Genomic DNA, 12,792 nt, shown 5'->3' with positions numbered 1-12,792 from the left:
ATCTAGAGGCTCCGGACGTCAACGAAATGACCGGCGATGCCGGCGGCAGCGGCCATGGCCGGCGAGACCAGGTGCGTGCGACCGCCCTGCCCCTGCCGACTCTCGAAATTGCGGTTGCTGGTCGAGGCGCAGCGCTCGCCCGGCTCCAGGCGATCGGCGTTCATCGCCAGGCACATCGAGCAGCCCGGCTCGCGCCACTCGAATCCGGCTGCGGTGAACACCTGATCCAGTCCCTCGGCTTCCGCCTGCTGCTTCACCAGCCCGGAGCCCGGCACCACCATCGCCAGCTTGACGTTCGCGGCCTTGCGCTTGCCGCGAACGACCTCGGCCGCGGCGCGGAGGTCCTCGATGCGCGAGTTCGTGCAGGAACCGATGAACACCTTGTCGATGGCGATCTCGGTGATCGGCGTGTTCGCGGCCAGGCCCATGTAGGCCAGCGCCTTCTCCATGCCGCTGCGCTTGACCGGGTCGGCCACGCTGGCCGGATCGGGCACCCGCGCGGAAACCGGTCCGACCATTTCAGGCGAGGTTCCCCAGCTCACCTGTGGCTCGATCTGCGCGGCATCCAGCTCGACGACCGTATCGAACACCGCACCGGGATCGCTGCGCAGCTGCTTCCAGCTCGCCACCGCGGCGTCCCACTGCTCCGGCCGCGGGGCGAACGGGCGGCCCTTCACATAGGCGATGGTCTTGTCGTCGACCGCCACGAGGCCGGCGCGCGCGCCGCCCTCGATGGCCATGTTGCACAGGGTCATGCGCCCTTCCATCGACAGGGCCTCGATCGCCTCGCCGGCGTACTCGATGACGTGGCCGGTACCACCGGCCGTGCCGATCCGCCCGATCACGGCGAGCGTGATGTCCTTGGCGGTGACGCCGGGGCCGACCTGTCCGTTGACCCGGATCAGCATGGTCCTGGCTTTCTTCAGCACCAGCGTCTGCGTCGCCAGCGTGTGCTCGACCTCCGAGGTGCCGATGCCGAAGGCTAGCGCACCGAAAGCGCCGTGCGTCGCGGTATGCGAGTCGCCGCAGACCACGGTCATGCCCGGCAGCGTCGCGCCCTGCTCCGGCCCGATCACGTGGACGATGCCCTGGCGCAGATCGTTCATGCCGAACTCGGTGATGCCGAATTCCGCGCAATTGGCGTCGAGCGCGTCGACCTGCGCACGCGAGATCGGATCCTTGATGCCGTGCACGCGATCCTTCGTCGTCGGCACGTTGTGATCGGCCACGGCCAGGTTCGCGCCCAGGCGCCAGGGCTTGCGGCCGTTCATGCGCAAGCCGTCGAAGGCCTGCGGGCTGGTGACTTCGTGCACCAGATGGCGATCGATGTAGATCAGCGCCGAACCGTCGCCGTTGTCGGCGACGACGTGGGCGTCCCAGATCTTGTCGTACAAGGTTCGCGCGGGGGCGTCGGGGCTGCGGCTCATGGCTGGAGAACCCATGGTGGAGAGAAGACGGCGCGCATCTTAGGCATCGGCCATCAATAACTCCAATGAATCGTTTTTATATACTGCATTCCACTATGGAATAAATGGGAACGCCCGATGGACACGCAGTTGCTGACCGCCTTTGTCGCCGTCGCGGAGGCCGGCTCCTTCACCGTGGCCGCGGAGCGGCTGCATCTGTCACAACCGGCCGTGAGCAAACGCATCACCGCGCTCGAATCGCAGATCGGCCAGTCGCTGTTCGATCGGGTCGGTCGCAGTGTCGGCCTGACCGATGCCGGCCGCACCCTGCTGCCCTACGCGCACAAGACGCTGCAGGACATCGAGGATGCGCGCCGCGCGTTGTCGCAGCTGCATGCGCAGGTCGGCGGGCGCCTGTCGATCGGCACCAGCCATCACATCGGCCTGCACCGCCTGCCGCCGGTCCTCGGTCAGTTCACGCGCGAATTCCCGCAGGTCGATCTCGACATCCACTTCATGGATTCGGAAGTCGTCTGCCAGGCCGTGCTCGCCGGCCAGCTCGAGCTGGGCATCGTCACGCTGCCGACGCAGCCGCTCGCCCAGTTGCAGCAGCGCCTCGTCTGGCCCGACCCGCTCGTGGTCGTCGCCGCCCCCGACCATCCGCTCGCGGGCCGCCGCCAGGTCTCGCTGGTCCAGCTCGCCGGGCATCCTGCCGTCCTTCCCGACGAGGCGACATATACGCACCGCATCGTCACCCGCGCGCTCGAGCGCGAAGGCGTGCGACCGCACGTACGCCTCGCCACCAACTATCTCGAGACCCTGAAGATGCTCGCCGGCATCGGCCTGGGATGGAGCGTGCTGCCGGAGTCGATGCTCGACGATACCCTCGCCCGCCTGCACGTCCCGCGGTTGCGGCTGCACCGCGAACTCGGGCTGGTCTGGCACGAAAGACGCACGCGCTCCGGTGCCGCGCAGGCGCTGATGCGGCTGCTGCCCGCTGCGTAGCCGGTAAACTGCCCGCCCGCTTTTCCGCCGAGCCGTCCGATGCAAGCTGCAACCACCGACCTGATCGCCCGCTACTACGCCGCATTCAACGCCCGCGACTGGGAGGGATTCTTCGCCCTGCTCACCGACGACGTCGCGCACGATCTCAACCAGGGCGCCCGCGAAACCGGCAAGGCCGCGTTCCGGCTCTTCATCGACCGCATGAACGCGAGCTACAGCGAACAGATCGTCGACATCTCGATCACGGCAAACGCCGAGGGCAGACGCGCCGCCGCCGAGTACGTCGTGCTCGGCACCTACCTCAAGACCGACGAAGGCCTGCCGCCCGCCAGCGGCCAGACCTACCGTCTGCCCGGCGGTGCCTTCTTCGAGATCCGCGATGGCCTGATCGCCCGCGTCACCAACTACTACAACCTGCAGGACTGGCTGCGCCAGGTCGGCGCCTGAGCCCGCCGATGTCGAATCTGCAGATCGAGTCGCTGCACGGCGCCGACATCGCCCGCGAGCGCGATGCGCTCGCCGCGCTGCGCTGTACCGTATTCCGCGAGTGGCCTTACCTCTACGACGGCAGCCCCGAGTACGAGGCGAAGTACCTGCAGGTCTACGTCGACTGCCCACGGGCGATGTGCGTCCTGGTACGCGACGGCGGGCGCTGCATCGGCGCCTCGACGGTGATCCCGCTTGCCGACGCCCCCGCGGACATGCAGCAGCCCTTCATCGACGCCGGCCATGAGCTGTCGCGCATCGACTATTTCGGCGAATCGGTGCTGCTGAACGACTATCGCGGTCGCGGCCTCGGCGTGAAGTTCTTCGAGTTGCGCGAGGCGCACGCGCGCTCGCTGAACCTGCCGGTCTGCGCGTTCTGCGCCGTGCAGCGGCCAGACGACCACCCGCTCCGGCCGGCGGGCTATGTGCCCAACGACGGCTTCTGGCAGCGCCGCGGCTACCGCAAGGTGCCGGCGCTGCAGACCACCCTGTCGTGGCCCGACATCGGCGATGTCGAATCCACCCGCAAGCCGATGACCTACTGGCTGCGCGAGTTGAAGCAGTGAGTGCGTTCCGGCTCGCCGCCGCACAGTTTCCCGTATCGGAGCCGCGGACCTGGGATGAGGTCGAGACCCTGCTGTCGCGCTGGGTCGCCGAGGCCGCCGACGAGGGCGCCAGGCTGCTGGTGTTCCCGGAGTACGCCGCCATGAGCCTTGCCGCGCTGTTCGACGAGGCGACGCGCGACGACCTGAATCTGCAAGTGATCGCACTGCAGACCCTGCGCGAACGCTACGTCGACCTGCATCGCCGGCTCGCGCGCACGCACGGCGTCTACCTGCTCGCCGGCAGTTTTCCGTGGACACTGGACGACGGCCGCACCGTCAACCGGGCGTGGCTGTGCGCACCGACGGGGAACGCCGACTTCCAGGACAAGCAGATCATGACCCGCTTCGAACGCGAGAGCTGGCAGATCAGCGGCGCGCCGACGCTCAAGGTCTTCGACACGGCGCACGGCCGCATCGCCGTGAACCTCTGCTACGACTGCGAGTTCCCGCTGCTGGCGCGTGCGCAGGCCGAGGCCGGTGCCGAGCTGATTCTGGTGCCGAGCTGCACCGACACGCCCGCCGGCTATCACCGCGTGCGCGTCGGCTGCCAGGCGCGCGCACTGGAGAACCAGTGCATCGTCGTGCAGTCGCCGCTGGTCGGAGAAGCGCCGTGGTCCGCCGCGGTGGACGTCAACGTCGGCGCCGCCGGCGTCTTCGGCCCGCCCGACCGGGGCTTTCCCGACGACGGCGTGCTCGCGCTCGGCACGATGAACCGCGCGCAATGGCTCTACGCGGACATCGACCTCGCGGCCGTCGCCGCCGTTCGTCGCGACGGGCAGGTGTTCAACCATCGTCATTGGCCGGAACAGGTGACTGTGCCGGCCGCGCGCCTGCACCCGCTGTAAAGCCGGCCGACCTACCAGCGCAGTGCCGCTACCGTTGCGGCATTTCGCCGCGAGACCTCGCGAAAGTCCGCCGAAACCCGCGAGTCCGCGGCCACCGCCTGCCAGAACATCGTTGCGCTCTTCTGCGCGGCGCGCGCGATCTGCAGACCGCCGCCCAGCGGCACACGCGGCGTCAGCACCGGCGTGCGCACCTCGGAACGGCGCGGCGCATAGAGCATCGGCAGCATGTCGTAGCACGGCGCGACTTCCGCCGGCCAGTGCCCCTCGTAGTGCAAGGACAGATTGCCGAAGTGCATGTCGGTATTGCCGATCATCTCGCCGAAGGCCTGCAACCACGCAACGCGCTGCACATCCTCGACGTCAAGGCGACGCTGACGCTGCAGTTCCAGCGCGGTATCGAGCCAGCGACGGCGCTGACCCACGAACTGATCGTCCACGGCGCCCAGCGAGATCAGCCCGCGCCGGCCACGCGCGCCGACGCGGTCGAAACGCTGCACTTCGAGAAACATGCGATCGCCGGCGTCGAACAGCCGCGCAGTCGCAGCCGACAGGCCGGTCGATCCTATGCACGCCAGCGCGTGATACTCCGCGATCAGCAGATCCGCCCACCGGCCTCCTGCCGGCGTGTGGACCGGCTCGGAGAACTTCACCAGCAACTGGGTCGGGCCGGACTCCGTGTCGGCCAGCACGGCGAACTTCGGCTGCTCGCCACCGGCCGACGAGATGCCGTGCTCCCCGGCCAGCGCCGCTTCCGCGAGGCGCGGCCAGTTGCGCGACGGCGTGTCGACAGGCTCGTCGGGCGCGGACGCCCAGCGCGCCAGCGACTCCTCGCCCAGGATCAGATTGCCGGAGGCATCCTCGCCGCGACGCGCGAGCGCGTAGAGCGCGTGATCGTCCTGCCAGTCCGCGAGCCGTTCCGGCAACCCCAACTCGGGATGACGCCGCGCAAATCCGGCGCCGAGAAAGCCTTGCGGCCGCATGTCGGCGAGAAACCACGGCAGGCCATCGAACCACGCAGAATCACGGGGCGCCACCGCGTCCTCGAACCACCAGCCGCCATGAACGGCATGCAGCGTGCCGATCTGCAGCGCGCGTCCGTCGGCGTCGATCTGGTACAGCGGCAAAGCCGATGGCAGATCGCGGACGTTGCGGCGCAGGCCGTAACGCCTTGCGCGAGCGCGCCCCATGGGCAGCACCTGGGACATCACCGCGATCCGCCGCGACAGCGTTGGCTGGCTGACCCCGAGCTGGTCCTGCAATGCGCCGCGCGACAGCGGCCCGCGGCGCAACAAGGTCTCGATCGCGGCGTCCATGGCGCCTCGTGAATTAATTGTGAATAGATACTAATTCATTCAATCACAATGAATCAATTAGTTACACAAGTACGACGTTTCCATACTGAATGGATTTTCTGCCACTCGGTTCCGGTGCTGGCTACAGCCGTTCCGCCTCGCCCGGCAACCGCCGCCACGCAATGATCAGCCCCAGCGCGGCGACCAGCGCGGCGGCGACGAAGGCCGCATCCGGCGACACGCGGTCCCACAGCAGACCGCTGCCGAGACTGCCGATGCTGCCGCCGATGCCGTAGGCCACGGCGTTGTAAACCGCCTGACCCCGCCCCTGCAATGCGCCCGGGAACAGGCGCTGTACGTAGAACACCGCCACGCTGTGGTAGGCGCCGAAGCTGGTCGCGTGCAGGAGCTGGCTGAGCACCAGCACGGCGAGGCTGTCGACCAGCGTCGCGGTCAGCGTCCAGCGCAGCGCCGTCGTCCCCAGCGCCAGCAGCAGCACGGCGCGGGCGCCGTAGCGGCGGATGTAGCGGCCGATCACCAGGAACAGGCCGATCTCGGCGACGACGCCCACCGTCCACAGCACGCCGGCGAGACTGCGGCGGTAGCCGTGATGCTCGAGAAACAGCGTGAAGAAGTTGTAGTACGGCGCGAAGCTGAGCTGCGAGCAGAAGCAGACCAGCAGGAAGGCGATGACCTCGCGCCGACTGAGCACCGACAGGATCGGCACCCGCGGGGTGTCGCGCGAATAGGCATCCGGTGGCTCGGGCACGGCCCAGGTTGCGCCGGCCATGCCCAGCCAGAAGCAGCCGACGAGCCACGGCAGCCACAGCATGCCGGTCAGGTCCAGCAGGGCCCCAAGCCCCAGCACGGCGACGACGAATCCGACCGAGCCCCACAGGCGGATGCGGCTGTAGTCGCCACCGCTGGCGAGCAGGTGATTGAGCGTCACCACCTCGAACTGCGGCAGCAAGGCATGCCAGAACAGCGTGTAGGCGACCATCAGGCCGCCGATCCACCAGACGCCGTCGACGAAGGGAATCGACATGAAGGTCAGCAGCGCCGCGAGGCTAGCCCAGCGGATCAGGTAGATGCGCCCGCCGCGCGCGTCCGCCCACCAGCCCCAGGCAATCGGGACGATGGAGCGCATCACGCCCATCAGCGCGAAGGCCACGCCCATCTGCAGCGCCGTGAAACCGCGCGCCTCCAGGTACGGCGCCCAGTACGGCATGAACGCGCCGACCGTCGCGTAGTAGAAGAAATAGAACGACGCCAGCCGGGGGCCTATCGACCGCCGCGACATCGCTGCGTTGCTGCCGGAAATCACGCCAAGCAAGGCGCGAGGAGCGTGGTGTGGTCGTCCCACATGAGCGACGAGCAACGCCGAATGGCGTGATTTCCGGCGCAACCCGAAGGGACGGGGCCGTTTTGGCGCAGGGCGGCGTTGCCAGCCGCTCGCTTGGAGTCACCAAGCATCGCGTCTGGCGCCTTGCCCTGCGCCAAAACGGCCTCCGTCGCAGTGATGTCGCGGCGGCCGATAGGCCCCTTGTGCAGGCGGTCGACGCCTGCATCCGACGGCGTCATGTCACGTCTCGCCCGGAATGCGCGGCGTGGCCGGCTTCACGTCGGCGTTCTGCGCGCGCTGGCGCAGCCAGTGATCCATCAGCACCAGCGCCATCATCGCTTCGCCGATCGGCGTGGCGCGCAGGCCGACGCAGGGATCGTGACGGCCGGTCGTGCGCATCTCGGTGGCGGCGCCGGTCTCGTCGATGCTCTTGCCGGGCGTGGTGATGCTCGAGGTCGGCTTGATCGCGTAACGGGCGTAGACGGTCTGGCCGGTGGAGATGCCGCCGGCGATGCCACCAGAGTGGTTACCGAGGAAGCCGTCCGGACGCATCTCGTCGCGATGCTCGGTACCGCGCATCGCGGCGACGCGCATGCCGTCGCCGATCTCGACGCCCTTGACCGCATTGATCGACATCAGCGCGAACGCCAGATCCGCGTCGAGCCGGTCGAATACCGGCTCGCCGAGTCCCGGCGGCACGCCGGTGGCCTCCACGTACAGTCGCGCGCCGACCGAGTCACCCTCGCTGCGCAGGCGGTCGATGAGCTGCTCCAGCTCCGGCACACGCACCGGGTCGGCGCAGAAGAACGGATTGGCGTTCACCGCCGACCAGTCCGCGCGCGCGCATTCGATCGCGCCCACCTGCTCGACGCAGCCGCGGACCTCGATACCCAGCCGCTCGCGCAGGTACTTGCGCGCAATGGCGCCGGCGGCCACGCGCACCGCCGTCTCGCGCGCGCTCGACCGCCCACCGCCGCGATGATCGCGGACGCCGTACTTCTGGATGTAGGCGTAGTCGGCATGGTTCGGCCGGAACACCTGCTTGATCTTCTCGTAGTCGTAGCTGCGCTGATCGGTGTTGCGGATCAGCAGCGCGATCGGCGTGCCGGTGGTCCTGCCCTCGAACACACCGGACAGGATCTCGACCTGGTCGGCTTCCTTGCGCTGGGTGACGTACTTCGACGTGCCCGGCCTGCGGCGATCGAGATCCGGCTGGATGTCGGCTTCGGACAGCGCCAGGCCCGGCGGGCAGCCGTCGACGACGCAGCCGATCGCCGCGCCGTGGCTCTCGCCGAAACTGGTGACGCAGAACAGCCGGCCGAAGGTATTCCCGGACATCAGAGCGCTTCCTTCAGGGCCTCGCGGCCGATGGTGAAGACGCCGTCGCCGCCGCGATCGAACTCGATCCAGGTCACCGGCAGGCGCGGCCAGCGCGTTTCGAACTCGTCGACGCTGCCGCCGACTTCGCAGATGAGCACGCCGCCGGGCTGCAGGCGGTCGACGGCACCATGAAGGATGCGCGCGACCACGTCCATGCCGTCGTCGCCGGCGGCCAGGGCCATGCGCGGCTCGTGCCGGTATTCCGGCTGCAGGGCGCGCCACTCGGCGACCGGCACGTACGGCGGATTGGCAACGATCAGCTCATAGCGCGCCTCGCCGAGACCGTCGTAGACGTCGGAGCGGACCGCGCGTACCCGCTCGCCCACGCCGTGCAGCGCGATATTGCGACGACACACCGTCAGCGCCGCCGCGTCGATCTCGGCGAGGTCGACTTCGGCATACTCGAACACCGCCGCCGTGGCGATGCCGATGCAGCCGCTGCCGGCGCACAGGTCGAGCACGCGCGCCGGCGCCTGCTGCAGCCAGGGCTCGAAGCCGCGTTCGATCAGTTCGCCGATCGGCGAGCGCGGGATCAGCACGCGCTCGTCGACCTCGAACTCGAGGCCGGCAAAGCGGATGCGGCCGATCAGATAGGCCGCCGGCTTGCGGCTGCTGACCCGCAGGCGCAGCAGGCGCAGCACCGCGTCGCGCTCGCGCGTCGTCACTGCCGATTCGAGATACACCGCCGGCAGGTCGAAGGGCAGGTGCAGCGCGTGCAACGTCAGGAAGTAGGCCTCGTCGAGGGCATTGTCGGTGCCGTGTCCGAAATGCAGTCCCGCTTCCGCGAAACGGCTCGCCCCCCAGCGCACGAGGTCGCGCACCGTGGACAGCGCTTCGGTATCGGCAAAGGTGGACATCTGCGGCGGAAGAACGGGACGGGGCTGTGGAATAATGGGCGCGCATTATGCGGTTGCGTCTGCCACCGCGACAACGAATCATCATCTTCCCGCCCACCGTGTCCTCCACCTCGAATCCCAACAAGACCGCGCTGACGGTGTTTCTGGCGGCGCTCGCGCTGATCGGCGGCGTGCTCGCCGCGGTGTTCATCAGCGCCCCGAAGACCACGGCGATCGAGTCCGGCACCCTGCTGCAGCAGCCTCGCGCCCTGCCCGCCTTCAGCCTCGTCGACGAGAGCGGCGCCGCATTCACCAATGCACAGCTGCAGAACCGCTGGACCCTGATATTCCCCGGATTCACCTACTGCCCGGACATCTGCCCGACCACGCTGGGCCTGCTCAAGACCGTGCAGGCGCAGCTCGGCGAGCGCGCCGACGCGCTGCAGGTGCTGCTGTTCTCGGTCGATCCGGAACGCGACACGCCGGAAGTCCTGCAGCGCTACGTGCATTTCTTCAGTCCGGCGTTCAAGGGCGCAACCGCCCCCGAGCCGGCACTCCGCGAGTTCGCGCAGGCATTGGGTGTCGCCTATGCCAAGGTGCCCGGCGAAACCCCCGAAAGCTACACCATGGATCACTCGGCGGCGCTGGTGCTGATCAATCCGCGTGGCGAGATCGCCGGCTACTTCACCCCGCCGCATCGCGTCGACGCGCTGACACGGGATCTCGGCGCCCTGCTGGAGTCGCGCTCGTGAACCTGCGCCTCATCGGCCTGTGCGCAGTACTGATCCTGACGGCCTGCAGCCGCACGCCGCCGGCAGCACCGCAGGCCAGCGACGGCTGGGTGCGACTGGCCCCGCCGGGTACGAACGTCAATGCCGGCTACCTGCGTCTGCACAACAACACCAGCCAGCCGCTGCGCTGCGACGGAGCGGACACCACCGATTTCGGCGCCGCCGAGATCCACCGCACGGTCGTCGACGACGGCCAGTCGCGCATGCTGCGCGAGCAGGTAATCGAGGTGCCGCCGCACGGCAGCGCGGAACTGGCCCCGGGCGGCTATCACCTGATGCTGTTCCGGCCGCAGAAGGCGCTGACCGTCGGCGACACAGTGTCGGTGACGCTGCGCTGCGGCGAGACAGCGGTTGATGCCGTGCTGACCGTGCGCGCCGCATGAGCACGTCCAGCGGCGACGACCGCGCATCGGGCCCGGATCGCCTGTTCGCACTGCTGCAGCTGTGCCTGCCGACGCGCTGGCTCTCGGCACTGATCCACCGCATCGCGAACATCCGCCATACCGCGTTCAAGAACGCCCTGATCCGCCTGTTCCTTCGCGGCTATACGGTCGACCTGCGCGAGGCCGAGTACCTGGTCCCGGAGAACTACGCCAGCTTCAATCACTTCTTCACGCGCGCCCTGAGAACCGGCGCGCGGCCGCTGCCCGAGGCCGGGGACGCTTTCGTCAGCCCGGTGGACGGCACCGTCAGCCAGGTCGGCCGCATCCGCGACGGCCGCATCTTCCAGGCCAAGGGACACGAGTACTCGGCACTCGAGCTGCTCGGCGGCGACGAGGAGGCGGCGCGGCGCTTCACGGACGGCCTGTTCTGCACGATCTACCTGGCACCCCACAACTATCACCGCATCCACATGCCGATCGGCGGACGCCTGGAGAAGTGGAGCTATGTTCCCGGGCGCCTGTTCAGCGTCAACGCCGCCACCGCGCGAGCGATGCCGCGACTGTTCGCCCGCAACGAGCGGCTCAACGCCCTGTTCCAGACCGACGCTGGCGGCATTGCCGTGACGATGGTCGGTGCCCTGTTCGTCGGTTCGCTCGAGACCGTGTGGGCCGGCTGCGTCTCGCCGCCGCACGTTCGCGGCGAACCGCAGCGCTACGAAACCATGAACCCGGTGATGCTCGCCCGTGGCGAGGAGCTGGGACGCTTCAACATGGGCTCCACGGTGATCCTGCTGGCCGAAGCCGGCGCGCTCGAATGGTCGGCGGAACTGACGCCGGGCAAGGTCGTGCGCATGGGCCAGTCGATCGGCCGCTGGCAGCGTCGCAGCGCGTGAGCGCCGGCCGGCGAACCTTGCACCGACGCGGCGTTCTAAGCCCCATGTCCAGACTGCTCCTGCCCTCGTTGCTGTCGCTCGCGCTGATCAGCGGGGCCGCCGCACAGCCGGTCCCGCCGTCGGCGATCGACCTGCCGAACATCGGCGAGCCCGCCGACAACACCCTGTCGCCGATGCAAGAGAAGGCGCTGGGCACCCGCATCATGGGGCAGCTCTACCGCGGTGGGTACATCCTCGAAGACCCGGAGCTGACCGACTACATCTCGACGATGGGCTGGAAGCTCGCCGCGCACAGCGCCACGCGCGCGCCCGAGCTGACCTTCTTCGTCGTCGACGACGCCCGCATCAATGCATTCGCGATGCCCGGCGGCTTCATCGGCTTCAACAGCGGCCTGCTGATCGCCGCCGACAGCGAGAGCGAGGTCGCCGGCGTCATGGGGCACGAGCTCGCGCACGTCACCCAGCGCCATCTGGCGCGCACCGCCGAGGACACCGAGGTCGCCAATATCGCCACTTGGCTCGGTGTGATCGCGGCGATCATCGCCGGCTCGGCGGACCCCGACGTGGTCATCGGCGCCCTGTCCCTGGGGCAGGCGATGAGCTACCAGCGGCAGGTCAGCTACACGCGCGCGCATGAACACGAGGCCGACCGCATCGGCATCCAGACGATGGCCAACGCCGGCTACGACCCGCAGGGCATGGCCGGCTTCTTCCAGAAGATCGGACAGCAGGCGCGCCTGTATGGCAGCGGCCTGCCCGAAATCCTGCGCACGCATCCGCTGACGACCAACCGCATCGCCGAAGCCCGCGCGCGCTGCCGAGATGCCGGCCGTCGAGGTGAAGGACCCGGTCGAATTCGGCCTGATGCGGGCGCGGGCGCGCGTCCTGTCGGCGGAGCGGCCCAGCGTCGCGGTCAGCGCCTTCGGTGCGAACGTCGCGGCCGGCCGCGACGGCGACGACAACCGCTACGGCCTGGCGCTCGCGCTTGGCGAGACCGGCCAGGTGGCGCGCGCGCTCGAGATTGCCGACGAGCTCGGCAAGCGCCATCCGAACCAGGCCAATATCCAGCTGCTGGCCGGGCGCCTGCGCATGCTCTCCGGCGATCACGACACCGGACTGGCAATCCTGGAGCGCACGCTCCAGCGCTATCCGCGCTACGCCCCGGCGATCCTCGGCTATGCCGAGGGACTGATGACCGCCGGACGTCCCGAGGAGGCCCGGCAAGTCCTGCTGGCGCGCGAGCAGGCCCTGGGCACGCAGCTGCAGACCTTCAATCTCCTCGCCCAGGCCGCACGCGAGAGCGGCAACATGGCCGAGGCCTCCTATCAGATGGCGAACTTCCTGCACCGGCGCGGCGACGCCGGACTGGCGCTGGCCCAGCTCGACGCCGGCCTGCGGCTGCCGGACCTGGAGGAAAAGCAGCGCGCCCGCCTGCTCGCCAAGCGCCGCGAGGTCCGCGACGCGCTGCCGGACAACTGGCGCCCGCTTGAGGAACGCAACCGCTGAAACGCCGCCGCCGCGGCGGTCG

General features: G+C 68.9%; 13 protein-coding genes and 1 pseudogene. 9 read left to right on the top strand and 5 right to left on the bottom strand.

What is annotated here, in order from left to right:
• Nucleotides 1-2: 2 nt before the first annotated feature.
• A complete protein-coding gene (gene leuC / locus C8D93_RS02580) occupies nucleotides 3-1,427 on the bottom strand; it encodes a 3-isopropylmalate dehydratase large subunit (protein WP_110263578.1) in 1,425 nt (474 codons plus the stop codon).
• 117 nt (nucleotides 1,428-1,544) lie between these two features.
• On the opposite strand from leuC, the gene C8D93_RS02575 reads away from it, so the two are divergent.
• From C8D93_RS02575 to C8D93_RS02560, 4 genes are read left to right on the top strand one after another with little or no spacing between them, the layout of a single operon-like run.
• Nucleotides 1,545-2,411 carry a LysR family transcriptional regulator gene (locus C8D93_RS02575; protein ID WP_110263577.1) on the top strand — a complete coding sequence of 289 codons (867 nt, stop codon included), beginning with the start codon at nucleotides 1,545-1,547 and terminating at the stop codon, nucleotides 2,409-2,411.
• 39 nt (nucleotides 2,412-2,450) lie between these two features.
• Nucleotides 2,451-2,858 carry a ketosteroid isomerase-related protein gene (locus tag C8D93_RS02570; protein WP_110263576.1) on the top strand — a complete coding sequence of 136 codons (408 nt, stop codon included), beginning with the start codon at nucleotides 2,451-2,453 and terminating at the stop codon, nucleotides 2,856-2,858.
• Nucleotides 2,859-2,875: 17 nt separating this feature from the next.
• Entirely contained in the window at nucleotides 2,876-3,463 is a 588-nt protein-coding gene (locus C8D93_RS02565) for a GNAT family N-acetyltransferase (protein ID WP_211307184.1), read from the top strand.
• Nucleotides 3,460-4,347 (top strand): carbon-nitrogen hydrolase family protein, encoded by an 888-nt coding sequence (locus C8D93_RS02560; protein WP_110263574.1) that lies wholly within the window; start codon nucleotides 3,460-3,462, stop codon nucleotides 4,345-4,347. Before C8D93_RS02565 ends, C8D93_RS02560 begins: the two co-directional genes overlap by 4 nt.
• An 11-nt stretch (nucleotides 4,348-4,358) precedes the next feature.
• Here the strand turns inward: C8D93_RS02560 and yjjJ are convergent, their stop codons facing one another.
• From yjjJ to prmB, 4 genes are all read right to left on the bottom strand, one after another.
• Complete coding sequence (yjjJ, locus tag C8D93_RS02555; RefSeq protein WP_110263573.1) at nucleotides 4,359-5,660, bottom strand: type II toxin-antitoxin system HipA family toxin YjjJ; 1,302 nt, start codon at nucleotides 5,658-5,660, stop codon at nucleotides 4,359-4,361.
• A gap of 121 nt (nucleotides 5,661-5,781) precedes the next feature.
• Entirely contained in the window at nucleotides 5,782-6,939 is a 1,158-nt protein-coding gene (locus C8D93_RS02550) for an MFS transporter (RefSeq protein WP_110263572.1), read from the bottom strand.
• Between the two features lie 282 nt (nucleotides 6,940-7,221).
• Complete coding sequence (gene aroC / locus C8D93_RS02540) at nucleotides 7,222-8,319, bottom strand: chorismate synthase (protein ID WP_110263570.1); 1,098 nt, start codon at nucleotides 8,317-8,319, stop codon at nucleotides 7,222-7,224.
• Entirely contained in the window at nucleotides 8,319-9,218 is a 900-nt protein-coding gene (gene prmB, locus C8D93_RS02535; RefSeq protein WP_110263569.1) for a 50S ribosomal protein L3 N(5)-glutamine methyltransferase, read from the bottom strand. Before prmB ends, aroC begins: the two co-directional genes overlap by 1 nt.
• Nucleotides 9,219-9,316: 98 nt before the next feature.
• Here prmB and C8D93_RS02530 point away from each other — a divergent pair, with 98 nt between their 5' ends.
• The 5 genes and pseudogenes from C8D93_RS02530 (at nucleotide 9,317) to C8D93_RS02510 (ending at nucleotide 12,770) form a co-directional block, all read left to right on the top strand.
• Nucleotides 9,317-9,949 carry an SCO family protein gene (locus C8D93_RS02530; RefSeq protein WP_245903790.1) on the top strand — a complete coding sequence of 211 codons (633 nt, stop codon included), beginning with the start codon at nucleotides 9,317-9,319 and terminating at the stop codon, nucleotides 9,947-9,949.
• Complete coding sequence (locus C8D93_RS02525; RefSeq protein ID WP_110263567.1) at nucleotides 9,946-10,371, top strand: copper chaperone PCu(A)C; 426 nt, start codon at nucleotides 9,946-9,948, stop codon at nucleotides 10,369-10,371. The genes C8D93_RS02530 and C8D93_RS02525 overlap by 4 nt, the downstream gene beginning before the upstream one ends.
• Entirely contained in the window at nucleotides 10,368-11,264 is an 897-nt protein-coding gene (asd, locus tag C8D93_RS02520; RefSeq protein WP_110263566.1) for an archaetidylserine decarboxylase, read from the top strand. The genes C8D93_RS02525 and asd overlap by 4 nt, the downstream gene beginning before the upstream one ends.
• Nucleotides 11,186-12,019, top strand: a pseudogene (locus C8D93_RS21295) (M48 family metalloprotease); the annotation flags it as partial. The gene asd and the pseudogene C8D93_RS21295, both read left to right, overlap by 79 nt.
• A gap of 67 nt (nucleotides 12,020-12,086) precedes the next feature.
• Nucleotides 12,087-12,770, top strand: coding sequence for a tetratricopeptide repeat protein (locus C8D93_RS02510; RefSeq protein WP_110263565.1), 684 nt, complete (start codon nucleotides 12,087-12,089; stop codon nucleotides 12,768-12,770).
• Nucleotides 12,771-12,792: the final 22 nt, after the last annotated feature.

Origin of the sequence: Sinimarinibacterium flocculans (assembly GCF_003201205.1) — a bacterium.
In the GTDB taxonomy this organism is placed as follows: Bacteria; Pseudomonadota; Gammaproteobacteria; order Nevskiales; family Nevskiaceae; genus Solimonas; species Solimonas flocculans.
Note: the sequence above shows the minus strand (reverse complement) of the source record. Positions and strands in the feature narration are given on the sequence as shown.